Below are 24,669 nucleotides of genomic sequence, written 5' to 3' on the forward strand. Positions count from 1 at the left end.
GCCTCAACTCCCCTTCGCGTGGCGCCCGAAGGCCCACGGCAGATGCGGACGGCCGGCGCCGGCACGGGCCGGCGTGGTGTTCCGTTCGGCGGGCGGACGCCCGTGGTGGTCGTCGCGTGCGGGGCGCAGCAGGTCGTCGAAGAGGGCGCGGGCCTCGACCATGGCCTCGCGCATCTCCTCGGTGCCGGTGCCGTCCTGCGCGGCAGCCGTGCGGCCGTCCTGCGTACCGCTCGTCCGCGCGCGGGCGATGCGGTGGACCCGCCGGTAGCCGTGGACGTGGTGCGCGTGGTGCACCGACAGCGCGGCGAGCTGCTCCTCGTACTGCCCGCCGTCCGGGAAGCCCCGGACGCCGGCGAGCTCGGCCAGCAGCTGGTCCGCCTCGGCCACGGCGTCCTGCGGCGAGTCGACGAAGCGCTCCTGGGCGGCCGTCCAACGGGCCTCGAACTGCTGGCGCTCGGCCGGTTCGAGGGGCCGCTCGCGCAGCTTGCCGTGCCGCTCCACCCGCTCGGCGAGCTCACGTTCGGCGGCCGTGGCGTCACCGTCGTGCCGGGCCACGGTCCGGTCGTACTCGGGTCCGAAGCGCCGCTTCAGGTCCCGTCCGCCGGTCGCGCCACGGCCGCGCAGGGTCAGGGCGGCCACGATGAGGGCGACCGCCACCACAATCACGATCAGAGCAATGATCCAGCCAGTGGACATGAATGCCTTCCGGGTTCTCGACCCGACCGGCCCCTCGCCGGGCCGGTCCCTTCAACGGGTTGCCCGCGAGCACCCACCCAAACGACACCCGGCCCGGCGCGCCGTGCGCGAGCCCCGCCCCCCGAGGCCGCGCAAAGCCGCTTGCGGCCGGTCACCGGCGCCCCCGGACAATGCGGGACATGACATGGACGATCACCCCGGAACCCGTCGACTCCCCCGATGCCGTCGCGCTGTGGCGGGCGTACTACACGGAGGTCAGCGACCGCTGGTACCTGCTGCACGAGGGCCGTACCACCGACCCGGCCGAACTGGAACGCGAGATCGCCGCCGACACCGGCCGGGACCTCGCTGTGCTGCTCGTCGCCCGGTACGACGGCACCGCGGCCGGAACCGCGGGCGTGCGCCTGACATCCGACGCGGCCACCGCCGAACTCACCCGCGTCTTCCTGCTCCCCGCACTGCGCGGCACGGGCGGGGCCGCCCGCCTGGTGACCGCCGCCGAGGCCGCCGCCCGGGACCTCGGCGCCGGCCGGATGATCCTCGACACGCGGAGCGACCTGGTGGAGGCACGGACCCTCTACGCGCGCCTCGGCTACGCGGAGACACCGGCGCACAACACCGACCCGTACGCCGAGCACTGGTTCAGCAAGCGGCTCGTCTGAATCGGCCCCGCGCGCCCGCACCCCGGCCCGCGCCCGCGCCCGCGCCTCACCCGAACCGGGCCACCGGCCGTTCGTCGTGCGGCTCCTCGCGGTCCGAGCCGCACAGCTCCTCGCTCAACTCCCGCACCAGTTGCACGAGATCCGTCGGCCGGTCCGGCCCCCACCAGTCGCCGAGCAGCTCCGCGAGGGATTCCTCACGGGCCGTCGCCAGCCGTTCGGCGACCACCCGCCCCTGTTCGGTCAGGACCAGGTCGAGGCCCTCGCGCACGGCGAGCCGGCGTTCCTCGACCTGACGGGCGCCGTCGAGGACGACGCCCAGCGGCACCGTACTGCGCTCCGCGAGCACGCCCGGCTCCACCCGCCCGTACCGCTTGATCCGCAGCAGCAGCCAGCTCGCCGCCGGCACGAGGTCGTACCCCGCGCGCTCGGCGATCCTGAGGTACACCTCGTGCCGTCCCTCCCGGGTTCCGAGCACGGACAGCGCGCGGCACACCTCGTCGTACGACGACCGCTGCACCGGGTTGCTGGCCAGTGTCTCGGTGACGTCGGGCGCCGTGACGGAGGCCCGCAGCCGGTCCTCCTTCAGGAACCACGACAGCAGGAAGGCGAGGAACGCGACCGGAGCGGCGTACAGGAACACGTCCGTGATGGCGGAGGCGTACGCGTGCAGCGCCTGCGCACGCAGCTCCGGCGGCAGGGCGGCGACGGCCCGCGAGTCGGCCTCCAGTGCCTCGACGGAGACCCCGGGCGGCAGCTGCACGCCGCGGAAGGCGGCGGCGAGCTGGTCCCCGAGGCGGCCCGCGAAGATCGAGCCGAAGACGGCGACGCCGAACGCGGCCCCTATGGAACGGAAGAAGGTGGCGCCGGAGGTGGCGACGCCGAGGTCCTCGTACGAGACCGCGTTCTGCACGACGAGCACCAGCACCTGCATCACCAGCCCCAGCCCGAAACCGAAGACGAAGAAGGTGCCGCTGATCACGAGGTCGGAGCTGTGCTCGTCGAGTTCGTCGAGCAGCAGCAGTCCGAGCGTGGTCACGAAGGTGCCCACGACGGGGAAGACCTTCCAGCGCCCGGTGCGGCTGACGATCTGCCCGGAACCGGTCGAGGCGAGCAGCAGCCCCAGCACCATGGGCAGCATGTGCACACCCGACAGGGTCGGCGAGACGCCCCGGACGACCTGCAGGAAGGTCGGCAGGTAGGTCATCGCGCCGAACATCGCGAAACCGATGACCAGACTGATCGCGGCGGCGAGGGTGAAGGTGCGGATGCGGAACAGCTTCGTCGGCAGTACGGGCTCCGCCGCCCGCCGCTCGACGGCGACGAACGCCCCGGCGAGCACGGCCGCCAGCAGGAGCAGCCCGACGATCTGCCAGGACCCCCAGCCCCAGGTGCTGCCGCCGAGGGAGGCGACGAGGACCAGGCAGGTGGCGACGGCGGCGATGAGGAAGGTGCCGAGGTAGTCGATGACGTGCCGGGTCCCCGCGCGCGGCAGGTGCATGACGGTGGCGATGACGACGAGCGCGACGACCCCGAGGGGCAGGTTGATGTAGAAGACCCAGCGCCAGCTCAGGTGCTCGGTGAACACCCCGCCCAGCAGCGGCCCGAGCACACTGCACGTCCCGAAGACCGCACCGAACAGCCCTTGGTAGCGGCCCCGGTCGCGGGGCGGGACCAGATCCCCGACGATCGCCATCGACAGCACGATCAGCCCGCCCCCGCCCAGACCCTGGATCCCTCGGAAGGCGATGAGCTGCGGCATGTCCTGCGCGAGCCCGCAGAGGGCGGAGCCGATGAGGAAGATCACGACGGCTGCCTGGAACAGCGGCTTGCGCCCGTACTGGTCGCCCAGTTTGCCCCACAGCGGCGTCGCCGCGGTCGAGGCCAGCAGGTACGCCGTGACCACCCAGGACAGGTGCTGCAGTCCACCGAGCTCACTGACGATCGTCGGCAGCGCGGTCGCCACGATCGTCTGGTCGAGCGCGGCGAGCAGCATGCCGAGCAGCAGCGCACCGATCGACACGAGGACGTTTCCGGACACCTGTTCCCGGTCCACGGCACCCGGCACCTCCGCTGTCCTGCCGTGCGCTTGCCCGACCATGCACACCTCCGAGGCCGCCCTCACCCGACCGGCACTACCCTCTCCATCGTGGTCGGTATGCCCCGTTATGGCCTGCCGGGCCCTTTTGGAGGCGGTCATTCCGGTGCGACAGCGGGGGGCTTGTCGAACAGGACGTACACGGGATCTGCATAATCTCTGGGACCGCGGGGCCGCAAGGGGAGGAACGGACACGTGGGGGAGCAGAGGGGACACCAGTGCCCGGAGTGCGGGGCGCCCAGGGCGGCGGACAACACCCCGTCCTGCGGCTGCGGCGAACGCGCCGCCGAGGCCCTGCGCGACGCGCGCACGGCGGAGCAGGCGGCGGCGGAGGACTTCGACCCGCTGCGGATACGCCCCTACGTGGCGCTGCCCGCGACGACGACGGAGACGGACGTCCCACCGGCGGAACCGACGATCCCGCTGCCGCTGCGGATCCCGGACCCGCACCCAACCACCACCGTCGCCGGCGCCGCGACGACGGACGGCACGAACGGCACGAACGGCACGGACGGCACGGACCCGCGTGACACCACCGGCCCCACTGGCACCACCGGCACCACTCGCACCACGAAGATCACAGCGATCACTGCCATCACGGAGCTCGCGGAGAACGCGGAGTCCCGGGGCCCCGGTGGCCGTTCCCGCATCCGCCGCCGTACCGCCCTGCTGGCGGCGTCCGCCGCGGTGGTCGCGGTGGCCGCGACGGCGGGATTCGCGGGCGGCCTGTTCTCCTACGAGCCCCCGGCCCGGGACAGCGCGGCCCCGGAGTCGGTGCGCGAGGCGGTACCCGAGGCCCGCACGACGCAGCCGAGCCCCACCCCGTCGACGGAACGGACGTCGGCGGCCCCGACGCCGCGGTCCGTGTCCCCGACGCCCACGACGACACCGACGCCTTCGCCGACGCCCACCGCGTCGTCGGTGTCCCCCACGCCGTCGCCGACCCCGCCGCAGTCGTCCTCGCCGCCGGCTCCCGCGACGGGCTCCCCGGTCCCCGCCGACCGCGACGAGCCGGCCCCGACCCTCCGCCGGGGCGACTCCGGCCCCGAGGTCACCGAGCTCCAGCTCCGCCTGCGCCAGCTGTACCTGTACAACGACGACCCGCACGGCCAGTACACGAAGCAGGTCGAGCACGCCGTACGCAACTACCAGTGGGCGCGCGGAATACGGGACGACGAACTGGGCGTCTACGGCGAGGAGACGAGGCAGATGCTGGAATCGGAGACGTCAGAGCCCTGACATACCCGGCCGGGCACCACCTTCCCCGACGACCGACCACGTCGTCCGCCGACGACCACCGGATCCCCCACCCGAGCCGAACCCGCGGTTCCCCCACCCGAGCCCAACCCGCGGTTCCCCCACCCGAGCCCAACCCGCAGTTCCCCCACCCGAGCAGGACCACAGGCACCTCGCCCGAGCGACCTCGCAGGCACCTCACCGGGCAAGGCGGCGCCCGATCGACCTCCGGCAACACCGAGGCGCCCCCACCACGGACGAACCCGGAGGGCATGTCACCCCACCGACCCGCGGGCCCCCCACCCGCACGAAACCCACAGGCCCCGTGGGTCACCTTCCCCGCACCCGGACGAAGCCCGGGCCGGAGGCCACCTCACCCGAACGAAACCCGGATCTCCCCGCCCCCGGCATCCTCCACGTGCACCTCGGTCAGGTCCCGCACCAGGACGTCCGGCCGGTGCACCGAGGCGCGCGGGCCGACCCCCACGACCCGCATCCCCGCGGCGCGCCCCGCCGCGATGCCCGCGCCGGAGTCCTCGAACACGAGGCAGTCCGCGGGAGCCACCCCCAGCTCGGCGGCCGCCTTCAGGAACCCCTCCGGGTCGGGCTTGCTCGCGCCGACGGACTCGGCGGTGATCCGCACGTCCGGCAGCGCCAGCCCCGCCGCGGTCATCCGCGCCGTGGACAGCGGCACGTCCGCGGAGGTCACCAGGGCGTGCGGCAGTCCGCGCAGGGACGCCAGGAACCGGGCCGCGCCGGGGACCTCGACCACGCCGTCCATGTCGGCGGTCTCCTCCGCGAGCATGCGCGCGTTGTCCGCGAGGTTCCGCTCCATCGGGCGGTCCGGCAGCAGGACGGCCATCGACGCGTACCCCTGCCGCCCGTGCACGACCCTCATGACCTCGTTGCCGTCCAGCCCGTGCCGCTCGGCCCACCGTCGCCACACGCGCTCCACGACGGCGTCGGAGTTGACGAGCGTGCCGTCCATGTCGAGCAGGAGGGCGCGGGCGGTGAGCACGGTCGTGGCCGTCATCGGCAGCTCCAGTACGCGGGGGGGGGGGGGAAGGCGGCGAGGGCACCGGCCCGGGGAACAAGGCGGCCCCGCCCGCCGGTCAGGGAAAACGGGCGGGAGCCACTTTGTTTCTTCACGGTACAAAACAACGGGCGCCGCCGCCAGCGCCGTGGCCAACCCTTCACCCGCCGTTCAGCTCAGCCGGTCACGGCCTCCCACAGGCTCCACACCCCGAGGCCCAGCATCAGCAGCGCCGCGATCTTCGTGATCAGGCCCAGCGGCACGCGCTTCATCAGCGCCCTGCCCCCGACGATGCCCAGCGCGGCCACCGCCCACAGCGCGAGCACGGCACCCAGGCCGACGGAGAGCGGATCGTCGTACCGCGCCGCGAGGTTCGCGGTCATGATCTGCGTGAGATCACCGAACTCGGCGACCAGGATGAGCATGAACCCGGCCCCGGCGACCTTCCAGAAGGACTGGTCCTGCGGCTTGCGTATCTCCTCCTCGCCGTCACCCTTCTTCATCAGCAGCATCGCCGCGCCGCCCAGGAAGAGCACACCGGTCAGCGCGTGCACCAGTTGCTGCGGCAGCAGCGTCAGCACGCTGCCCGCCGCCACGGCGAGCGCGACGTGCAGCGCGAAGGCGGCGGCGACGCCGGCGAAGACGTAGGAGGCGCGGTAGCGGGTGCCGAGGACGAGGCCGGCGAGTGCGGTCTTGTCGGGCAGTTCGGCGAGGAAGACGACGCCGAAGACGAGCGCCGTGACGGTGGGGCTGATCAAGGTTCCTCAATCGGTCGGGGCCGCCGGCCGAGAGTCAGTGACGCACATCGGACCTCGGCACGGCAGCACACGTGGCACCCGTGCCGTAGGGCACGGGCGTGTACTGCTTGCCGAAGGTCTCGCTGGGCGGCCTCGTCATCGAGGCCCGCCTCCGGGCGCCGGCTCGGATCCCTCTCGGGCTGAGCAGTATGTCGACGGTCCGGCGAAGAGCTACTCCCCTTCTGCGCCCCCCATGGTACGCGACGGCCGCGGCGACCCCGCGAGCGAGAAGTTCCCCTCGGGATCTTGTCGTGTCATGCCCGCGTCATTAGTTTCTCATCGAACGCACACCCGTTCGTAACACGGCACCGACAGCATTCCCTCGCCCGCGCACCAACATCCCTACCCTCCAAGGGAGTTCGCATGTCCAGGTTCTACGCGCGTCGACGGCTCGGCACAGTCGCGGCGATCAGCGCCTTCGCCGCCTCCGTCGCCCTGTTCAGCGCCCCCACCGCCTCCGCCGCCCTCCCCACCCCGATCAGCGGCGCCACCGCCCGCTCCTACCTCGCGCAGCTCCCCGTCGCGGCCGAGGACCGCACCGGCTACAACCGCGACCTCTTCCCGCACTGGATCACCATCAGCGGCACCTGCAACACCCGCGAGACCGTCCTCAAGCGCGACGGCTCGAACGTCGTCACCGACTCCGCCTGCTACGCCACCAGCGGCAGCTGGTACTCCCCCTACGACGGCGCCACCTGGTACGCCGCCTCGGACCTCGACATCGACCACCTGGTCCCGCTGGCCGAGGCCTGGGACTCCGGCGCCGACAGCTGGACCACCTCCCGCCGCCAGGCCTTCGCCAACGACCTCACCCGCCCGCAGCTGCTCGCGGTCACCGACGACGTCAACCAGTCCAAGGGCGACCAGGACCCGGCCACCTGGATGCCGTCCCGCACCACCTACCGCTGCACCTACGCGCGCGCCTGGGTCCAGGTGAAGTACTACTACGGCCTCTCGGTCGACTCCGCCGAGAAGAACGCGCTCACCAACTACCTGGCCGCCTGCTGACGCACCGCTGAACCACCGCGCCGGTTTTCGGCGCGGAACCTCCCCGCGGGCCTCCGTCGTTCCGTACCGTACGGGACGACGGAGGAGGCGAGCCGACGGGGCACGCGAGCCGACCGAGGAAGAGGCGGGCGATCACGTGACGGCATTGCGCCTGGGACCACTGCTGAGATACGTCGACGGCTCGACCGCGACCGTCTGGGTCGAGGCGAGCCGCCCCTGCACCGCGGAGGTGCGGTGCGCCGACGGCGCCCACGGCACGGCCCGCACCTTCCAGGTCGAGGGTCATCACTACGCGCTGGTGCCGGTGACCGGCCTGACGGCCGGGACGACGACGGAGTACGAGGTGCTGCTCGACGGCACCACGGTGTGGCCGCTGCCCGGCTCTCCCTTCCCGCCCTCGGTGATCCGCGCCGGGTTCGGGGACGGCGCCGTCCGGGTCGCCTTCGGCTCCTGCCGCTGGGCCGCGCCCCCGGGCGACGGGAAGGACCCGGTCGGCCCCGACGCCCTGGACACCCTGGCCGCCCGCATCGCGGCCGACCCCACGGCCGCACGACCGGACGTCCTGCTGCTCCTGGGCGACCAGGTCTACGCCGACGAGACCTCCGGGGCCACCCAGCGCCGGCTGGCCGCCCGCCGCGACCTGAACGAGCCACCGGGCACCGGAGTGGCGGACTACGAGGAGTACACCCAGCTCTACTACGAGTCCTGGCTCGACCCCGACGTCCGCTGGCTGCTGTCCACCGTGCCCACCTGCATGATCTTCGACGACCACGACGTCATCGACGACTGGAACACCTCCGCCTCCTGGCTCGCCGACATGCGCGCCACGAACTGGTGGCAGGAGCGGGTGCTGAGCGGCCTGATGTCGTACTGGGTCCACCAGCACCTGGGCAACCTCTCACCGGACCAGCTGGCCGCCGACCCGCTCTACGCGGCCGTACGGGACACCCCGGACGCCACAGGGCTGCTGCGCGCCTTCGCCACCGAGGCCGACACCGACCCGGCGTCCGTGCGCTGGAGCTACCGACGGGACTTCGGCCGCGTCCGGCTGCTGATGGTGGACAGCCGCGCGGCCCGCGTCCTGGCGGAGGGCAAGCGCTCCATGCTCGACTCCGGCGAGGAGGAGTGGCTGCGCACCGAGGCGCTCGACGAGCCGGGGTCGTACGACCACCTGCTCATCGGCACCTCCCTGCCCTGGCTGCTGCCGCACCTGGTGCACGACGCCGAGGGGTGGAACGCCGCGCTGTGCCGCGGCGAGCGGGGCGAGCGCTGGGCGCGGTGGGGCGAGAAGATGCGGCGGGCGGGGGACCTGGAGCACTGGTCGGCCTTCCCGGAGTCCTTCGACGCGCTTGCGGCGCTGATCGCCGAGGTGGGCTCGGGGGACGCCGCGCCGGCGACGGTGTGCGTGCTGTCGGGGGACGTGCACCACGCCTACGTGGCCGAGCCGACGTGGCCTTCCGGCGGGCCGCGGGCGCGCGTGCTCCAGCTGACCTGCTCGCCCGTCCACAACCGCATCCCGCTGCCGCTCAAGTGGGGCTTCCGCTTCGGCTGGAGCGGCGTCGCGCGCTTCCTGGGCCGCCGGATCGCCGGGCACGGCAAGGTGCCGCAGCCGCCGATCGACTGGCGCTGCACGGGCGGACCCTGGTTCGGCAACCAGCTCATGACGCTGACGATGAACGGGCGTTCGGCGCGACTGCTGCTGGAGCACGCGCGGGAGGACGAGCGGGGCGAGGCACGGCTCACGACCGTGGAGGAGTCGGTCCTCACCACCTCATGAGGTGCAACTGGGACCTGAGGGACCCGCGTTGGCTTCTGGTGTCCCCGACGGCATGATGAGGCGGACCGTCCGCTTCCCACGGGCGGTCGGCCGCACCGCGTCCCCCCACATGCCCGGGAGTCACCGCTTTGTCTGCACCGACCGCGGAATCCACACCGGAGCCCTCCATACCGGAGTCCTCCGTACCGGACTCACCCGTACCGGGGGCTTTACCGGGGACTTCCGCGCAGGGGGCGCCCGAGGGTTCGTCCCGCTCCTCCTCGACGGGGTCCGCTCCCGGCCCGGTCTCCGTCGCCCTGGTAGGTGCCGGGCCGCGCGGCACCAGCGTGCTCGAGCGCCTGTGCGTCTCCGCCACCGAACTCCTGGCGCCGGGTGCGCAGCTGACGGTCCATGTGATCGACCCGGCGCCGCCCGGCCCCGGCCGCGTCTGGCGCACCACGCAGTCGGCCGAGCTGCTGATGAACACGGTCGCCTCGCAGGTGACGTTGTTCACGGACGAGAGCGTGGACTGCTCGGGTCCGATCCGGCCGGGCCCGAGCCTGCACGAGTGGGCGAGCGGCGACCTGGGACCCGACGACTATCCGACGCGGGCGCAGTACGGCCGTTATCTGCAGTGGGTGTTCGCGCGGGTGGTGCGTCAGGCGCCGCCCGCGGTGCGTGTGGAAACCCACGCGGCCCGCGCGGTGCGGCTCGACGACGGTCCCGACGGCCGCCAGGTCCTCGCCCTGGACGACGGCCGGCTGCTGACCGGGCTCGCGGCCGTCGTCCTCGCGCAGGGCCACCTGCCGACGGCCCCGGACGCCGAACAGCGGCAGCCGGCGTCGTACGCCGGCCGGAACGGGCTGCGCTACGTCGCGCCCGCCAATCCGGCGGACGTCGACCTGACCCCGCTCTCCCCCGGCGAGCCGGTGCTGCTGCGCGGCCTGGGCCTGAACTTCTTCGACCACGTGGCCCTGCTGACCACCGGCCGCGGCGGCAGCTTCACGCGGACCGACAACGGGCTGCGGTACGTCCCCTCCGGCCGCGAGCCCCGCCTGTACGCCGGCTCCCGGCGCGGCGTCCCGTACCAGGCGCGCGGCGACAACGCCAAGGGCCCGTACGGCCGTCACGAGCCCCTCGTCCTCACTGCGGAGGTGATCGCGGGCTTCCGCAAGCGCGCGGACTCGGGTGACGCGCCCGACTTCCTGGCGGAGATATGGCCGCTGGTGGCGAAGGAGGTCGAGACGGTCTACTACACCGCGCTGCTGGACGGCCCGCGCGCCTTCACCGAGGCCTACCTCGCCGTGGCCCACGGTGATCCCCAGGAGGCCCACGTACTGGACGAGTTCGGCGTACCGGTCGCCGACCGCTGGTCCTGGCAGCGGATCTCCCGCCCGTACGCGGGGCGCACGTTCGACGGGCCCGGGTCGTGGCGCGAGTGGCTGCTGTCGTATCTGCGCGAGGACGCCGCGCAGGCCGCCCTGGGCAATGTGCGCGGCCCGCTGAAGGCCGCCCTCGACGTGCTGCGCGACCTGCGCAACGAGATCCGGCTGATCGTCGACCACGCCGGGCTGAGCGGCGCGTCCCGCCGGGAGCACCTGGACCGCTGGTACACCCCGCTCAACGCCTTCCTCTCCATCGGGCCGCCCCGGCGCCGCATCGAGGAACTGGCGGCGCTGATCGAGGCCGGGGTGGTGGAGGTGCTCGGGCCACGGCTGGAGGTGGCGTGCGCGGAGGGTGCGTGGGTGGCGCACTCGCCGGAGGTGCCGGGGTCGGCGGTACGGGTGACGACGCTCGTCGAGGCGCGGCTCCCCGAGCCCGACCTGCGGCGCACCGGCGACGAGTTGCTCGCCCGGCTCCTGAGGACCGGGCAGTGCCGGCCGCACACGGTCGACGGGTACGAGACGGGTGGCCTGGACGTGACCCCGCGGCCGTACCGGCTGATCGACCGTCACGGCGTGCCGCACGAGCGGCGGTTCGCCCTCGGGGTGCCCACGGAAGGGGTGCACTGGGTGACGGCGGCGGGGGCGCGGCCCGGGGTGGACTCGGTGACGTTGTCGGACGCGGACGCCGTGGCGCGGGCGGTGCTGCGGGTGGCGGCGGCGCCGGAGGAGCCGGCCGCGGACTCCCGCGTAGCGGCACCAGGGGTGACGCAGCGCGAGGAGCCGGTCGCGGTCCCCACGTTGCGGCAGCCGGGGTGGCGCAGCGCGAGGTGACGCACGGGCTCGGCACGCGAACGGCGCGGAAGTGAACATCCCGTACCGAACGCACGAGCCCCCCACGAACCCCCTGTCACACCCCCGGCGTACGCTGTGTGGCTCACGGGGGACGACGGGGGAGTCGCGGTGCTGGACAGTATGGGGTCGCTCACGGGCGGCCCATGGATCTACGCGATGGTCGCCACGTCGGTCCTGCTCGACGTGTTCGTCCCCGTCCTGCCGAGCGGAGTGCTGGTCATCATGGCGGCGACGGCCGCCGCGGCGGGCTCCGGCGCGGCGACCGGGCGCGTCCCGGCCGACGTGCCCGACATCCTGCTCCTCACCCTCTGCGCCACGACCGCCTCGGTACTGGGCGACCTGGTGGCCTACCGCCTCGCCTGGCGCGGCGGCGAGCGCCTGGACCGCGCGCTGGCCCGCTCGCGCCGGCTGACCGTCGCACAGGAACGTCTCGGCATGGCCCTGGCCCGGGGCGGCGGGGCGCTGGTCGTGCTGGCCCGCTTCGCGCCCGCCGGCCGTTCGGTGGTCTCCCTCACCGCGGGCGCCGCCCACCGCCGCGCCCGGGACTTCGTCCCCTGGTCGGCCCTCGCGGGGCTGTCCTGGGCCACGTACAGCGTCGCCCTCGGCTACTTCGGCGCCCACTGGCTGGGCGCGACCTGGCTCGCGGCGGGCGTGTCCCTGGTCGCGCTGTTCGGGGCGGGGGCGGCGGCCACGTACCTGATGCGGCGGGCGTGAGGGCCGCAGGGAAACTTCGGCGCCCACCACCTCGCGCCTCTGGAATGGCCGAGCCGCTACCGCGCGTGCACGATGGAACACACAGAGGGGGACAAATACCGATAAGGCCGCGGAACGCCCCCCGTGCGTCCGCCGACGCCACGGAGGACGCCATGGCGATCACACCACCGCAACGGGCCCAGGTGCGCACCGCACTGGCCGGGCTGCTGATCGCGGCCGCGGGTGCGGCGACGCTCGTCTCCTGCGGCGGCGACGAGGGCGACGGCGGCGCCGCCTCCCCGCGGCCGACGCCCTCGGGCCCCTATACCGCGTCCTTCTCCGGCACCCCCGCCTCCGCCCTCGCCACACTGGCGGAATCCGCCCGGGCGCGGGCCTCGGCCGCGGCCTCCTCCGCCGCCGCCCGCGCCTCCGAGTTCGAGGCGTCGGTGTCGGCGGAGGTCGAGCGCGCCAACGTGGCCGCGCGGCGCGAACTGGCGGACGTCGAGGGCCAGGGCAACGCCATGGCGGACGTGTCCCTCACCGGCAAGCCGCGCGGCGAGGCGGCGGACCTGATCGCCGTCATGGTGAACATCACCAACCGTACGGAGAAGACCGCGTCGTACGCGGTGCAGGTCGACTTCCGCGACTCCGACGGCAAGGTGGTCGAGACCCGCTACGTCGGCGCGCAGGACCTCGCACCCGGCGCCAAGGAGCAGCCGCTCGCCATCAGCCGCACACCCGAGGGGCAGCGCCTGACGGCGGCCATCACCAAGGCCCAGCGGTACTGAGGCGCCGGGCGGCGACTCGGAGTACGGGCGGGCGGCGCACAGACCTCCGCACCGCTACCCCGCCCGGCGCGCCGCCTGCACGCACCTCCGCCCCGCTACCCCGCCCGGCGCGCCGCCCACGCACCTCCGCACCGCTACCCCGTCCGGCGCGCCGCCTGCCCCCGGATCTCCAGCCCGGCGAGCAGCTCGGCCGTTGCCTCGGCGACCGCGTCGACCGCCTGGTCGAAGGCCTCGCGGTTGTGGGCGGCGGGTGCCCGGAAGCCGGACACCTTCCGCACGTACTGCAACGCGGCGGCCCTGATGTCCTCCTCCGTCGCCTCCTCGGGCAGGACGGGCGGACGAAGCGTCTTGATGCTGCGGCACATGACTCCAGTCTCCCCCCGACCGCGCCCGTACGTCTCGCAGTCCGAACCGGCGCTACCGGCGCCCCGCACCGCCTGCCATGATCGCCTCTGAGGCGGCCACCGTCCCCGGGGCCGACCGACGAGAGGAGCCACACATGCCACACGACGAACTCACCGTGGCCGTCCTGGGCCCCGGCGGCGTGGGCGGCCTGCTGGCCGCGCTGCTCTCCCGCGCCGGCCACCGCGTGATCTGCCTGGCCGGCGACACCACGGCCCACACCCTGCGCACCACCGGACTCCACGTCCGCAGCAACCGCTACGGCGACTTCACCGCCCCCGTCGAAGCCGACACCGAACTGCGTGAACCGGTCGACGCCTGCCTGATCACCGTCAAGCAGACCACCCTCGACCCGGCACTCCCCCGCATCCCCGCCCGGGTCCTCGGCGACGCCCTGCTCGTCCCGTTCCTCAACGGCGTGGAACACCCGGCCCACCTCCGCTCCCGCTACCGCCCGGACCAGGTAGCCCCGGCCGTCATCCGCGTCGAGTCCACCCGCGTCGCGCCGGGCGAAATCGCGCACACCAGCCCCTTCGCGGAGATCGACCTGACCGGCGACCCGGTCCCCCGGCACCGCCTCGACGCACTGGCCACCGCGTTCACGAGCGCCGGCCTCACCACCCGTGTCCTGGACGACGAGGCGGCGGCCCTGTGGGCGAAGATGTCGTTCCTCGCCCCCTTCGCCCTGCTCACCACCCGCTACGCCCTCCCCCTCGGCGACGTCCGCACCCGCCATCGCGACGAACTCACCGCCCTCGTCGCCGAGACGGCCGCCGTCAGCCGCGCCTGCGGCGGCCCCGCCGACCCGGCCGAGGCGATGGCCCGCTTCGACGCCTTCCCGCCGGGCACCAAGTCGTCCATGCAGCGTGACGCGGAGGCGGGCCGCCCTCTGGAACTGGACGCCATCGGCGGCGCGTTGCTCCGCGCGGCCGAGCAGCACGGCGTACCCACGCCGGTGGCGGCGAAGCTGGTACGGGAACTGCGGGAGGCCGGCCACTGACGACCGGGCCGGACGGGTTCGGGGGCCGGGCGGGCAGGGGCGCGCACCGCGCCGCGCCGCACGGGTTCGGGGCCGGGTGGGCAGACGCGTCCGGCATCACGCCGGCCGCGCTCGACGCCGGGGGCAGACGCATCCGGCATCCAGCGGGCACATGCGTCCGGCGCTCGGGTGGTGCAGCGCGTGGCGTCGTCGGGCGGTGCAGCGCGTCCGGCGCCGAGCGGGCACATGCAGCCGGCGCTCGGGTCGTGCAGCGCGTCCGGCATCGAGCGGGCACATGCGTCGGGAGTCGGTCGGAGCAGCGCGTCCGGAGTCGGGCGGTGCAGCGCGTCCGGAGTCGGGCGGTGCAGCGCGTGCGTCGTCTCGTCAGGCAGTACAGCGCGCCCGGCGACCATCTCCGCGCCCCGGTGACGCTGCGGGCACCCGCACACGCGCCTCTACGACGGCCCGCGCTCAGCAGACCTGCCCGGGGCCGGCGGCGGCCGTGGCCTTCAGCAGTTCGCGCACCAAGTCGAAGTCGATCAGTTCGGGCCGACGGAAGCGCAGGCAGCCCTTGCCCATGTCCTGCTCCACTAGCCGCTCCTCGAAGGCCTCCCGCACGTCACCGCGCATCAGGTAGAAGGAGACGTACTGCTTCTGACTGGCGAAGGCGATCTCGGCCGCACCGTCCCGCTCATAGGCGGGCATCCCGTACGCCATCACCTCACGGAAGCCCGTCAATTCCCCCCGGCACAGCGTCCGGAGCCGGACCAGCGCCTCCCGGCGTTCCTCCGGCACCTCGGCGAGATACGTGTCGACGTCTTCGGCCTTGCTCTGCACCATGGCCCGAGCCTAGCGAGGTCCCGTCCGCTCCACATGGGCGCGCGCATGGGGCAGGCACATGAGCGCGGAAGCTGCGCGGCGGGCGGCCGGTGAGGTGCAGGACGGTGTCGGTGGTGCGGTCCTCGGCCCCCGCGCCCCGCGTGCGTCCGCACACCCCGCAGGCACACCCGTTCGCATGAACCGCCGGAAGAAACTCGCGACCGGAAATCGAACAGGCGTAGCATTACTGCCGTGGCTACGACCTACGACTTCCCTAGCGACCTCCGCGCCGGCCAGGAGGAGCTGCATCAGGTCCGGGCCGAGCTGTCGGCCCTGCTGAAGCGGCTCCCCTGGTCGGTCGAGCCCTTGGACGGCTTCAGCGACGCGGGCGGCTGGCGCAAGATCGAACGCCCCGCCTCCCCTGGCTGGACGGCCGACGAACAGGCCGAGGTCGAAAAGCTCCGCCGCCGCGAACGCGAACTCGCGATCTTCGTCACCACCCACCGCTACTGGTCCGACCTCACCGGCCCCGACCGCGTGGACGCCCGAGGCACGCTGAAGCACGCCCACGACACTTCCCCGGAGGCCGAGCAGGACGCCTGACGGAGCGCCGACGGCCCTGACCGCCTCGGGTCGGCGAACAGCCCTGCTCACCCGGCCGGATCTCCCGTCGACCGTCCCACGTCTCGGCTGGACGTCCAGTGCCCAGACGCCCGGAACCCGGGCAGACTGCCCACCACGACCGAGACCGTTGCCGCCTTCCGAGGACGCCAGGACGGCGGAGGAAGGTCGCTGTCGGCGGCCACGCCACGACTGCGGTACTCGGAGCGGTCACGCCCGGCACCACGGCGGTGTGGCAGGTCGGGGTGCTGCGCGCAACGGCCTGGACGGCCCACGGTCCTCGCGTACCGGCGCGCAACGCCCCGCCGGCGGACATCGTTCCGGCCAAGGCCCACGGCCGCGCCGGCGGCGGACGTGACACAAGGAGCGCCGCTCGGCTGTACGACCGGCAGCCCATCAGGGGCCGGAGACGGCCAGGGCATGACCCCCGAGCACCACGGCAACGACCAGGCAGGCGACGGGGACGCCGGCGACGGTACGCCGCCCTCGAAGAAACCGGCGCGGCACGCAGAGAACCAGCACCGCACCGGTCCACGCGGCGGACACCAGCCGAGGGAGCCATACCTCCGCCCGGTCGTTGACCAGGTAACAGTGTTCGGCACGCGGTCCAATATCGCCGAAGTAGAAGAGGCAGTCGTTCCCGAAGTTCTCGGTCATGAGCGCAGTGATCCCCCAGCACACAGTGTCGAGGAAGGCTGCGGTCACTGCGACACCGAAGACCGCGCAGCCCCCAGGGCGCGGCGTGGCCATGTCCATAGGTTGATCCCCCCGGGGAAACAGGTCCGCCGAGGGTATCCCTGCGCGGAAGGCTCGGAACGTGCGGCGCCCGGCAAAGAGGAAGAACCATACGCCCTGCTCTTCCTACCCCTTGGACTTGGAACGCAGAGCTGCGCAAAGCCGCGGAAGCCCCGCATCCGCCCCGCTTCTGCACAATGAACCCTGACAGCTCTCTGGTCGAGCCGCGAGGGCATTCAGCTCACGACCCACTCGTCCTGTAGCAACTGAGGTGAGGATGACTGCCATGGACCCGCTCGTGCCGGCACTTGCCGGACTGGTCGTCGACGCCGTTTGGTTCCTGGAGAGTTGCGGTGACGAGGAAGTGGATCCCGACTCTGCGGTGAAGATGATGGAGAACATCGGCTGGGAGCTGCTGCAACTGCCCGCAGACCAACGCGACCGGTTCATGCAGGTGCTCGCAGACATGGCCGCAGCGGAGGAGAATCCTGAACGTCGTGAGTTCCTGGAGTCGTTCCCCTTCGCCGTCGGCATGGTCGAGGACGAGGAGGGCTGAGCCCGAGACCGGCTGGTGGGCGCCGGTTCAGCCTCAACTGACCACCAGGGGCCGTGACCAGCGGCCGCTAGTCGATCAGCGCACTCATCCGCTGCTGAGCTGTCGGCTCTGCTGCTGAGCTGTCGGCGTGGCTCATCGTTGACCGCTCTGGCCCCGGGACGGCCCCGGGCAGTCCTCCTCGGCACAGCACGACGTCAGGGCCGTGATCTTCGAGGCTCGCGACGAAGTGGCGGGGCGAAGTCGCGGACCCGACCGACCTCAGCCATAGAGGGTTTCCGACGTCCGCCCGCATGCGCCCCGCGCCGTGCGCGGGCCTCGACGAAGGAGGCCAAGTCAAGGCCCAGGTCTCCGGGTACCTACCCGCTGACCTGGGCCTTCGACGTGTCCTGCGACTGGTGGGCGCGGACGGTTTCGAACCGCCGACATCCGCCTTGTAAGGGCGGCCGTGGGTAGCAGCAGAGGCGCACAGGTCACCCCGGCTGCAAAGGCAGCGCAGGCCAGCGACACATCTCGACCGCGGCGAGCCGTCGTTGACCGTGGTTGACCGCCTCATATGGCACGACTGTGGCACGCGACCGCTTCGTCCCGAAGGAACTTGCGCGGGTGGCCGACCATGGGTCGGTGGGCCTCTCACCTGCTGCGAGCGTCCACAGCCGTCCGCGCTCGTCCGCCGCTGTGCGTCGGCGTTGTCACGCAGTTGGACACTCACCCGGGGTGCGACCCGGCGCTTAGAAGATGCGGGACGGTCTCGTGGGAGACGATCACGCCGCGCTGGAGCATCAGCTCCTCGAACTCGCGGAACGACAGCGGGAAGCGGAAGTACAGCCACACGCAGTGCGCGATGATCTCGACCGGGTACCGGTGCTCCTTGTACGACGGCGGCGTACCGCCCACGGACCACCCCCTCCACCATGATCAACCCGAAGATCATCCCACCCGGCCAGCCAACGTGACAGTGCCGCTTCGCTTCCTCATGGCGCCGCCCGACGACTGGAAGGACCACAAGGCTCACGTGGACGGACACGTTGCTGTGGTACACCGCTCCGACTGGACCACGGTCGCAGCCAAGTCGCTCTCCGGCCGCGATCTGGCCGGCCCGCGAGGGCCGGTGCCTCGGCTCGACCACCGAGAGGCTGCTGAGCGCACGGTCGCCAGGCTGGCTGTGCCACAGACGCGCCGACACGGCATCAGCGGAGCGCATGGGTGACGGTCGGTCTACGCAACGATCGCCGGATGAAGCGCTCAGTCACACCGGTCCTCGCCCCGGTTCCCGGCGGTGCGGCTCCGGAGTAGGCGCTCGCCGCCGGCCGCCGAGCAGGCCTCCGGCGTAGCGGCTTCCCTCAGTGCTGTCCGGGCCCAGTCTGTGGAGGCACCTGGGAAGGCCACGGGTTGGGTGGAGCAGCGGGGGCAGGGGGTGTTTGCCCTGACCCGAAAGGCGCTGAGCCGGAGGGCGCCGCACCAAGGGGCGTTGGTGCGAACGAGGCCGGGACGGCTGACGGCGAAGCCTCGACCGAGCGTCCCTTGCGGGCCCCCACCACGACGGAAACGCCCGCGATCTCTAGAGCGATCCCGGCCATACCGAGGAGGATCGGAGTGTGCAGGCCGTCCTCGGTGCCGCAGATCTGCACCGGTTCCTGTCCTATTTTCGTGGCCCGGCACTGCCACCCCGTGGCGTCGTCCATGTCCCATAGGGCGGCATAGGCGAGTAGGGCAAAGCCGGAGAGCATCAGGGCGATCTGCAAGGTGCGGGCTATCGGTGACATGGTCAGTCACCATAGCGGTCAGGGTGCGCTCTTCGGGCACTGTCACGTTGGCTGGCCGGGTGGGATGATCTTCGGGTTGATCATGGTGGAGGGGGTGGTCCGTGGGCGGTACGCCGCCGTCGTACAAGGAGCACCGGTACCCGGTCGAGATCATCGCGCACTGCGTGTGGCTGTACTTCCGCTTCTCGCTGTCGTTCCGCGAGTTCGAGGAGCTGATGCTCCAGCGCGGCGTGATCGTCTCCCACGAGACCGTCCGCCGCTGGTGCGCCAAGTTCGGGCAGTCCTCGCCGACGGCCTGCGCCGCCGACAGCCCCGGCCCGGGGACAAGTGGCACTTGGACAAGGTCTTCCTCAGATCAACGGAGAGCAGAAGTACCTGTGGCGGGCCGTCGACGCCGACGGCAACGTGCTCGACATCCTCGTACAGAACCGGCGGGACACCGCTGCGGCCAGGCGCTTCTTCCGCACGCTGCTGACGAAGACGGGGGCAGGCCTTGGCGGGCCGGTCCGACGAGCCCGTGCCCCCGCCCTGCCGGTGTCGTGCGGCTGCACCACGTGGCCGTCGCTGCCGTCGTCGACGACCAGGACCGCGTGCTGATGATGTGGCGGTACCGCTTCGTCCCCGACTCCTTCGGCTGGGAGCTGCCCGGCGGCATCGTCGACGAGGGTGAAGACCCCCTGCAGACGGCCATGCGTGAGGTCGAGGAAGAGACCGGCTGGCGGCCGAACTCCCTGGAACACGTGGTCACCTACCAGCCGATGGTCGGCATGGTCGACTCGCCGCACGAGATCTTCGTCGGCCAGGGCGCCAAGCTCGTCGGCGAGCCGACGGACCTGGAAGAGGCCGGACACATCGCCTGGGTGCCCCTCTCTGACATCCCCGGTCTGATGGCTCGTCGTGAACTCATGGGCTCGGGCACTCTCGTTGCCCTCCTGCACGTGCTTGCCTCGCGCGGCGCCGGGGCTTCGCCTACAACCGCTGCGTGAGCTGTTCGATGCGGCGCCGGTGACGTACTGAGCCGGTACGGCTCGCCACCAGACGGGCCTGCCGCAGGTGCTCTTGCGCCTGGTCGTACTCGCCGCGTGCGAGGTGCGCTTCTGCGAGATCGCAACGCAGTCCCGCCGATGCCCTGAGGAACGTGGGATCGGCGGTTTCGAGGGCCGTGTACAGACTGCCCACCGCGTCGTCGTCGCCTGTCAGCGCGAGGGCGTTGCCGCGCCACCTCGCCAGGTGCCCGTCGCTCAGGAAGATGCTCAGCATGTCCGGGTCGCGGGCCTCCTGCCCGGTCGGCAGGTGCCGCACCGCATGTTCCAGTGCCCGCCGGCACTCGTCGTGAAGACCGGCTCGGGTACAGATCTCGGCCTCAGCCGCGTACAGCCACGCCGTCAGCCGCGGGGACATGGCCTTCCCACCGAGCCGCTGCGCGTCACGCACCAGTTGCACCGCCATGTCAGCGCGTCCGGCATCACAGAGCACGTACGCCTGCTCGGCCGTGGCGTGTGCGAGGTACATCGGCTCGTCGGCCTCCTGGGCCGCGCGCTTGCCCAGCTCATAGTGACGCCAGGCTCGTTCCACGGCCCCCCAGATGCAACCTTCTGGTGCGCATCAGTTGGAAGCGCCGAACGCCCGGGTCATCCGACTGCACGACGCCCGGCACGGTTGCGCGACCCTGCTCACCGCGGCCGGCGTGGCGCCCCGCGTCGTGATGGAGATCCTCGGGCACAGCCAGATCGCCGTCACGATGAACGTCTACGCCCACGTGGTGCAGGACACCCAGCGCGAGGCTGTCAGCCACATGGACCGGCTGCTCACGAGGCGCCTGCAGCGCGAGTAGGTCCGCCGCTGATGTCAGATCCGGATGTCAAAGACCCCCAGCCATGATCGGCTGGGGGTCTTTTTCCTGGTGGGCGCGGACGGTTTCGAACCGCCGACATCCGCCTTGTAAGGGCGGCGCTCTACCGCTGAGCTACGCGCCCAGGACGAGTCGACAGCCTACCTTGCCCGAGGCAGTGCCCCGCAAACCCGTATCGCCGGGGGCGGGGAAGGGGGGTTAACCCGACCCCGGATCCGGGAGTGGTCCGGATGCCCTGGTCGGAGCCCGGTCCGTACGGTCGAGGGGTCGCCTTCCCCGCCCTTCCCGGCGCCTGACGGGAGGCGTCCCGCAGACCGCCTCAGGGGAGATCCGTCATGGCCCGTTCCGTTTCCGCTTCCGTGTCCGCCCGCGCCGCCGCCCTCGCCGGCGCCGTCATGGTCGTCGTCGCGAGTGTCACCGGCTGCGGTGCGGCCGCCGGGGACGACCAGGAGCCCGAGCAGCGGTCCTTCCCGCTGCGGGGCTCCACCCTCACCGTCGACTCCGACGACTCCGCCCTGGAACTCGTCGCCACGGACGCGGCCCCCGAGGGCCGTATCCAGGTGACCCGCTGGTTCGACGGGTCGGTCGTCCTGGGTGAGGACCCCGAGGTGACCTGGGCCATGGACGGTGACCGGCTGGTCCTGCGGCTGAAGTGCTCCGGCTTCGTCGCCGACTGCTCGGCCAGGCACCGCATCGAGGTGCCGCGTGGCGTCGCCGTCGAGGTGCGGGACGGCGACGGCAGCGTGCGCGCCGGCGGTTTCGAGGAAGCGCTGACCATCCGCACCGGGGACGGCTCCGTCCGCATCGACGACACCACCGGCGCCGTGAAGGTCTGCACCGGCGACGGCTCCGTACGCGTTGACGCCGCCACCGGCCCGCTGGACCTGCGCACCCAGGACGGTTCCATCCGCGCCGACGTCACCTCCCGCGAGGTCCGCACCCACACCGCCGACGGCTCCACCCACCTCGAACTGGGCGCCGTCCCCGACCTGGTCGAGGCCCGCAGCGGCGACGGTTCCGTCACCGTCTCGGTGCCCCGGTCCACGTACCGCGTGTCCACCGATACCGGCGACGGCGGGGTCGAGGTGTCCGTGCCGCACGACGACTCCAGCCGTCACGTCGTCTCCGCCCGCACCGGCGACGGCAAAGTCACGGTCCGGACAGCGAACTAACCGCCCCGTGTGTTCGTCCTTAACCGGTGGGAGAATGACACCACCGGGCAGGGCGGATGACAGCACGGGAGAGGCATGTGACGGCGACACCACCTCAGCCGGACTCGCCGTCGATGCCGCGTGTGCGCCGCCGTGCGCCGGCCGGTGTCCGTGACCTCCTCACCCTGGCCGGCCTGCCGTTGCTCGCCGCCCTCGCCCTGCCCGCCGCGGTCGCCGGCGGCGGCACCCGGCGCTGGTTCGGCGGGCGGTCCGAGAGCCAGCGTGCCGAGGCGCAGGCCGCGAAGGACGCCGCCGCGGCCGCGTTCTACGAACTCGACACCGCCCAGCGCGATCTGCGCATCTCCATCGAGACGATCGCGGCCGTCGACGACTCCCCCGCCGCCCGCCGCGCCGCCGCCGACTTCGAGGCGCTCGGTCGCCGCATCGACGAGGCCAGCCACCGGTACATCAACGCCGTCGACGCCCACGACCTCGACCGCGACGACCTGGAGGCCTCGGCCGCCGCCCGCGCCCGCACCCAGCTCACCGAGGCCAAGGACGAGCTCGCCCGGGTCAAGCAGGACCTGGACCGCTTCACCGACGGCCTCGGCCCGCTGCTCGGCAAGGCCGAGACCCAACTGGCCCGCCTGGCCCCCGCCGTCGAACGCGCCCGCCAGTCCCTGCTCGCCGCCTCGAACGCCCTGGACGCCGCGCGAGGATCCGGGCTGAAGGCGGACGACCTCGCCGCCCGCCTCGCCGCCCTCGCGCCCGAGCTGACCAAGCTCAACCAGGGCGCCGGCCGGCACGGCGTCCCCCAGACCCTGGAGCGCGCCGAGCGGGTCGCCCGAGAGGCCGAGGCCATCCGTACCGACGCCGAACGGCTCCCCGAGCGGGCCGCCGAGATCGACCGCCGCCTGGTCTCCCTGCGCACCCGCGCCGAGGCCCTGACCACGCGCGCCGGCCAGGTCGAACCGGTGCTCAGCGAGCTGCGCCGGCGGTTCACCGTCGCCTGCTGGCAGGACCTGCAACCCGTCCCCGCGCAGGCCGCGGAGAACGTCCGCCAGGCCGAGCAGAAGCTCGCCGAGGCCCAGACGGCGCGCCAGGCCCAACGCTGGCCCGACGCGACCGCCCTGCTGTCCACGGCCCGGGCCCTGCTGAACTCCACCGACGAGGCCGTATCGGCCGCCGGCGACCGCCTCGAGCGGCTGAACGCCGTCCAGAAGGACCCCCAGCAGGAAATCCAGCGGACCCGGTTCGCCATCCGGGACGCCCAACGGCTCGCCATGGCCGGCCGCAACACGCCCGACCCCCGTCACGCCCGGCCCCTGGACGACTCCGTCAACCGGCTGGAGCGCGCGATCGCCACCCTGGACGGCCGCCACCCGGACTACTGGCACTTCCTGACCGAGACGGAAGCCGTCCGGCAGACAGTGGCCCGAGTCGTCGCACAGATCCGGGAAGAGCGCGGAGCCACCGCCCACTGACCCGTCCGCCCCGTCCCCCGCCATCCCGCGCTGACCTGGGCCGGCGCCCGCAGGTCACCTCCTTGTGTTGCCCACCCCGACCGGGCGGGCAGATATTGAAGGGAAGGGGACGCACGGCCTCCGCTATCGCCCGAAGGAGGCGACATGGCCACACACGCAGCGCACGAGGAAGAACGGCGGCGGATCCAGTTCGACAAACACCTCCCCGTCGACCACCGCCTGAACCAGGTGTACCGCTTCGGCGCCGGACTGATGGGTCTGGTGCTGATCGCATTCGGCATCCTCGGCCTGATCGGCAAGGTCGGCTTCTTCGACACCCGCGGTGACCAGATCGTGGGCCTGAACACCAATGGCGCCCTGAGCGTGCTGTCGATCTGCGTGGGACTGCTGCTCTTCGTGGGCATGGTCATCGGCGGCAACTTCGCCTCGACGCTCAACATGGTCGTCGGCATCGCCTTCATCCTCAGTGGCTTCCTGAACCTGGGGCTGCTGGACACGGACTACAACTTCCTGGCGTTCCGCATCCAGAACGTGCTGTTCAGCTTCATCGTCGGTCTGATCCTCATGGTGTTCGGGATGTACGGGAGGGTCGGCTCGGCCTTGCCGCACGACAACCCCTACTGGCGGGCTCGCCACCCCGATCTTGTCGAGCAGGAGCCCCGCGAGCAGGGCCGAAGCGCCGCGATGGCACGCGACCGTTCCCTGCAGCCGCCGGAGGACGCCCGTTAACCTGTGGTCATGCCTCGCTACGAGTACCGCTGCCGGACCTGCGGCGACACCTTCGAACTGAGCCGCCCCATGGCCGAGTCCTCCGCCCCTGCCACCTGCCCCACGGGCCACGACGACACGGTGAAACTCCTGTCGACCGTCGCGGTGGGCGGCTCGGCCTCCGCCCCCACCCCGGCGCCACGCGCGGGCGGCGGAGGTGGCGGTGGGTGCTGCGGCGGCGGTTGCTGCGGCTGACACACCCGGCCGACACCCGCCCCGCGGGACTTCAACCCAGCCGGGCTGTCACCCGGCTGGACTGTCACCCGGCGGACTGTCGCCGGCGTCGCTGCGGGTGACACGCGACCGGTTCTCGCGGAAGATCAAGTTCCGTGGTCGTTGTGGAGTGCGCGAGGACCGGCGGTGGTCTCCGCCCGCCCTGACGCCCCCAGGCAGCGCAGCACCGCCGGCACTCTGCGCGAGGGATGTGCTTTCTCGACGCCGCTGCGGAAGATGTGCCGGAGCTCGGCGATCGCCGCGTTGGTGTGCCCTGCGCCATCTCATTTCTGGCGTGATCGTCATGACAGCCATCGCAGCGCAG

21 protein-coding genes, 1 tRNA gene and 5 pseudogenes are annotated in these 24,669 nt (G+C 72.4%); 17 read left to right on the forward strand and 10 right to left on the reverse strand.

What is annotated here, in order from left to right:
* Positions 1–3: 3 nt before the first annotated feature.
* Positions 4–696, reverse strand: coding sequence for a hypothetical protein (locus IPT68_RS11195; protein ID WP_189696799.1), 693 nt, complete (start codon positions 694–696; stop codon positions 4–6).
* Between the two features lie 179 nt (positions 697–875).
* On the opposite strand from IPT68_RS11195, the gene IPT68_RS11200 reads away from it, so the two are divergent.
* Positions 876–1,358, forward strand: coding sequence for a GNAT family N-acetyltransferase (locus IPT68_RS11200; protein ID WP_189696798.1), 483 nt, complete (start codon positions 876–878; stop codon positions 1,356–1,358).
* Positions 1,359–1,404: 46 nt separating this feature from the next.
* Here IPT68_RS11200 and IPT68_RS11205 read toward each other — a convergent pair whose 3' ends face one another.
* Complete coding sequence (locus IPT68_RS11205; protein ID WP_189696797.1) at positions 1,405–3,456, reverse strand: MDR family MFS transporter; 2,052 nt, start codon at positions 3,454–3,456, stop codon at positions 1,405–1,407.
* A 192-nt stretch (positions 3,457–3,648) separates the two neighbouring features.
* Here IPT68_RS11205 and IPT68_RS11210 point away from each other — a divergent pair, with 192 nt between their 5' ends.
* Complete coding sequence (locus IPT68_RS11210; RefSeq protein WP_189696796.1) at positions 3,649–4,692, forward strand: peptidoglycan-binding domain-containing protein; 1,044 nt, start codon at positions 3,649–3,651, stop codon at positions 4,690–4,692.
* Positions 4,693–5,062: 370 nt separating this feature from the next.
* Here IPT68_RS11210 and IPT68_RS11215 read toward each other — a convergent pair whose 3' ends face one another.
* Positions 5,063–5,722, reverse strand: coding sequence for an HAD-IA family hydrolase (locus IPT68_RS11215; protein WP_189696795.1), 660 nt, complete (start codon positions 5,720–5,722; stop codon positions 5,063–5,065).
* 176 nt (positions 5,723–5,898) lie between these two features.
* Positions 5,899–6,480 carry a TMEM165/GDT1 family protein gene (locus IPT68_RS11220; RefSeq protein ID WP_189696794.1) on the reverse strand — a complete coding sequence of 194 codons (582 nt, stop codon included), beginning with the start codon at positions 6,478–6,480 and terminating at the stop codon, positions 5,899–5,901.
* 402 nt (positions 6,481–6,882) lie between these two features.
* Between IPT68_RS11220 and IPT68_RS11225 the strand changes: the two genes are divergently transcribed.
* The 5 genes from IPT68_RS11225 to IPT68_RS11245 all read left to right on the forward strand — a co-directional run bounded on the left by IPT68_RS11225 (position 6,883) and on the right by IPT68_RS11245 (position 13,001).
* Positions 6,883–7,527 (forward strand): HNH endonuclease family protein, encoded by a 645-nt coding sequence (locus IPT68_RS11225; RefSeq protein WP_189696793.1) that lies wholly within the window; start codon positions 6,883–6,885, stop codon positions 7,525–7,527.
* A 136-nt stretch (positions 7,528–7,663) separates the two neighbouring features.
* Positions 7,664–9,304 carry an alkaline phosphatase D family protein gene (locus tag IPT68_RS11230; RefSeq protein WP_189696792.1) on the forward strand — a complete coding sequence of 547 codons (1,641 nt, stop codon included), beginning with the start codon at positions 7,664–7,666 and terminating at the stop codon, positions 9,302–9,304.
* A 296-nt stretch (positions 9,305–9,600) separates the two neighbouring features.
* Positions 9,601–11,499: an FAD/NAD(P)-binding protein gene (locus tag IPT68_RS11235; RefSeq protein ID WP_228040528.1), complete on the forward strand. Its 1,899-nt coding sequence runs from the start codon at positions 9,601–9,603 to the stop codon at positions 11,497–11,499.
* A 129-nt stretch (positions 11,500–11,628) separates the two neighbouring features.
* Positions 11,629–12,234 carry a DedA family protein gene (locus IPT68_RS11240; protein WP_189696791.1) on the forward strand — a complete coding sequence of 202 codons (606 nt, stop codon included), beginning with the start codon at positions 11,629–11,631 and terminating at the stop codon, positions 12,232–12,234.
* A 152-nt stretch (positions 12,235–12,386) separates the two neighbouring features.
* The gene (locus IPT68_RS11245) at positions 12,387–13,001 is read left to right on the forward strand and encodes a hypothetical protein (RefSeq protein WP_189696790.1); all 615 of its coding nucleotides are present in this window, start codon (positions 12,387–12,389) and stop codon (positions 12,999–13,001) included.
* Positions 13,002–13,135: 134 nt separating this feature from the next.
* On the opposite strand, the gene IPT68_RS11250 is transcribed toward IPT68_RS11245, so the two are convergent.
* The gene (locus IPT68_RS11250) at positions 13,136–13,366 is read right to left on the reverse strand and encodes a DUF2277 domain-containing protein (protein ID WP_189696789.1); all 231 of its coding nucleotides are present in this window, start codon (positions 13,364–13,366) and stop codon (positions 13,136–13,138) included.
* A 134-nt stretch (positions 13,367–13,500) separates the two neighbouring features.
* On the opposite strand from IPT68_RS11250, the gene IPT68_RS11255 reads away from it, so the two are divergent.
* A complete protein-coding gene (locus IPT68_RS11255; protein ID WP_189696788.1) occupies positions 13,501–14,403 on the forward strand; it encodes a ketopantoate reductase family protein in 903 nt (300 codons plus the stop codon).
* A 450-nt stretch (positions 14,404–14,853) separates the two neighbouring features.
* Here the strand turns inward: IPT68_RS11255 and IPT68_RS11260 are convergent, their stop codons facing one another.
* On the reverse strand, positions 14,854–15,222 hold the full coding sequence (locus tag IPT68_RS11260; protein WP_189696787.1) for an iron chaperone: 369 nt from the start codon (positions 15,220–15,222) through the stop codon (positions 14,854–14,856).
* Between the two features lie 231 nt (positions 15,223–15,453).
* Between IPT68_RS11260 and IPT68_RS11265 the strand changes: the two genes are divergently transcribed.
* Complete coding sequence (locus IPT68_RS11265; RefSeq protein ID WP_189696786.1) at positions 15,454–15,804, forward strand: hypothetical protein; 351 nt, start codon at positions 15,454–15,456, stop codon at positions 15,802–15,804.
* A gap of 414 nt (positions 15,805–16,218) precedes the next feature.
* Here the strand turns inward: IPT68_RS11265 and IPT68_RS11270 are convergent, their stop codons facing one another.
* Positions 16,219–16,479, reverse strand: coding sequence for a hypothetical protein (locus IPT68_RS11270; protein ID WP_189696785.1), 261 nt, complete (start codon positions 16,477–16,479; stop codon positions 16,219–16,221).
* A gap of 364 nt (positions 16,480–16,843) precedes the next feature.
* On the opposite strand from IPT68_RS11270, the gene IPT68_RS11275 reads away from it, so the two are divergent.
* Entirely contained in the window at positions 16,844–17,113 is a 270-nt protein-coding gene (locus IPT68_RS11275) for a hypothetical protein (RefSeq protein WP_228040374.1), read from the forward strand.
* 741 nt (positions 17,114–17,854) lie between these two features.
* Here the strand turns inward: IPT68_RS11275 and IPT68_RS11280 are convergent.
* A pseudogene (locus IPT68_RS11280) lies at positions 17,855–18,007 on the reverse strand (IS6 family transposase); the annotation flags it as partial.
* Positions 18,008–18,977: 970 nt separating this feature from the next.
* Here IPT68_RS11280 and IPT68_RS11285 point away from each other — a divergent pair.
* A pseudogene (locus IPT68_RS11285) lies at positions 18,978–19,359 on the forward strand (IS6 family transposase); the annotation flags it as partial.
* A 53-nt stretch (positions 19,360–19,412) separates the two neighbouring features.
* A pseudogene (locus IPT68_RS11290) lies at positions 19,413–19,862 on the forward strand (NUDIX hydrolase); the annotation flags it as partial.
* Here the strand turns inward: IPT68_RS11290 and IPT68_RS11295 are convergent.
* A pseudogene (locus IPT68_RS11295) lies at positions 19,846–20,457 on the reverse strand (XRE family transcriptional regulator); the annotation flags it as partial. The pseudogenes IPT68_RS11290 and IPT68_RS11295 sit on opposite strands and share 17 nt — an antisense overlap.
* Before the next feature lie 40 nt (positions 20,458–20,497).
* Between IPT68_RS11295 and IPT68_RS11300 the strand changes: the two are divergent.
* Positions 20,498–20,710: pseudogene (locus IPT68_RS11300) on the forward strand (tyrosine-type recombinase/integrase); the annotation flags it as partial.
* A 67-nt stretch (positions 20,711–20,777) separates the two neighbouring features.
* Here the strand turns inward: IPT68_RS11300 and IPT68_RS11305 are convergent.
* Positions 20,778–20,852, reverse strand: a tRNA-Val gene (locus tag IPT68_RS11305).
* Positions 20,853–21,063: 211 nt separating this feature from the next.
* Between IPT68_RS11305 and IPT68_RS11310 the strand changes: the two genes are divergently transcribed.
* The 4 genes from IPT68_RS11310 (at position 21,064) to IPT68_RS11325 (ending at position 24,326) form a co-directional block, all read left to right on the forward strand.
* Complete coding sequence (locus tag IPT68_RS11310) at positions 21,064–21,900, forward strand: DUF4097 family beta strand repeat-containing protein (RefSeq protein WP_189696783.1); 837 nt, start codon at positions 21,064–21,066, stop codon at positions 21,898–21,900.
* Positions 21,901–21,977: 77 nt separating this feature from the next.
* Positions 21,978–23,363: a coiled-coil domain-containing protein gene (locus tag IPT68_RS11315; RefSeq protein WP_189696782.1), complete on the forward strand. Its 1,386-nt coding sequence runs from the start codon at positions 21,978–21,980 to the stop codon at positions 23,361–23,363.
* 144 nt (positions 23,364–23,507) lie between these two features.
* On the forward strand, positions 23,508–24,092 hold the full coding sequence (locus IPT68_RS11320) for a DUF4383 domain-containing protein (protein ID WP_189696781.1): 585 nt from the start codon (positions 23,508–23,510) through the stop codon (positions 24,090–24,092).
* Positions 24,093–24,101: 9 nt separating this feature from the next.
* Complete coding sequence (locus IPT68_RS11325; RefSeq protein WP_189696780.1) at positions 24,102–24,326, forward strand: FmdB family zinc ribbon protein; 225 nt, start codon at positions 24,102–24,104, stop codon at positions 24,324–24,326.
* Positions 24,327–24,669 lie beyond the last annotated feature (343 nt).

It is taken from the genome of Streptomyces chromofuscus, from assembly GCF_015160875.1.
Taxonomy (GTDB): Bacteria; Actinomycetota; Actinomycetes; order Streptomycetales; family Streptomycetaceae; genus Streptomyces; species Streptomyces chromofuscus.

Coding starts and splice junctions, on each gene's coding strand:
- IPT68_RS11200 (WP_189696798.1), top strand. CDS start 876: ATGACATGGACGATCACCCCGGAACCCGTCGACTCCCCCGATGCCGTC.
- IPT68_RS11270 (WP_189696785.1), bottom strand. CDS start 16,479: ATGACCGAGAACTTCGGGAACGACTGCCTCTTCTACTTCGGCGATATT.
- IPT68_RS11260 (WP_189696787.1), bottom strand. CDS start 15,222: ATGGTGCAGAGCAAGGCCGAAGACGTCGACACGTATCTCGCCGAGGTG.
- IPT68_RS11245 (WP_189696790.1), top strand. CDS start 12,387: ATGGCGATCACACCACCGCAACGGGCCCAGGTGCGCACCGCACTGGCC.
- IPT68_RS11250 (WP_189696789.1), bottom strand. CDS start 13,366: ATGTGCCGCAGCATCAAGACGCTTCGTCCGCCCGTCCTGCCCGAGGAG.
- IPT68_RS11310 (WP_189696783.1), top strand. CDS start 21,064: ATGGCCCGTTCCGTTTCCGCTTCCGTGTCCGCCCGCGCCGCCGCCCTC.
- IPT68_RS11215 (WP_189696795.1), bottom strand. CDS start 5,722: ATGACGGCCACGACCGTGCTCACCGCCCGCGCCCTCCTGCTCGACATG.
- IPT68_RS11320 (WP_189696781.1), top strand. CDS start 23,508: ATGGCCACACACGCAGCGCACGAGGAAGAACGGCGGCGGATCCAGTTC.
- IPT68_RS11205 (WP_189696797.1), bottom strand. CDS start 3,456: ATGGTCGGGCAAGCGCACGGCAGGACAGCGGAGGTGCCGGGTGCCGTG.
- IPT68_RS11255 (WP_189696788.1), top strand. CDS start 13,501: ATGCCACACGACGAACTCACCGTGGCCGTCCTGGGCCCCGGCGGCGTG.
- IPT68_RS11225 (WP_189696793.1), top strand. CDS start 6,883: ATGTCCAGGTTCTACGCGCGTCGACGGCTCGGCACAGTCGCGGCGATC.
- IPT68_RS11195 (WP_189696799.1), bottom strand. CDS start 696: ATGTCCACTGGCTGGATCATTGCTCTGATCGTGATTGTGGTGGCGGTC.
- IPT68_RS11325 (WP_189696780.1), top strand. CDS start 24,102: ATGCCTCGCTACGAGTACCGCTGCCGGACCTGCGGCGACACCTTCGAA.
- IPT68_RS11275 (WP_228040374.1), top strand. CDS start 16,844: ATGGACCCGCTCGTGCCGGCACTTGCCGGACTGGTCGTCGACGCCGTT.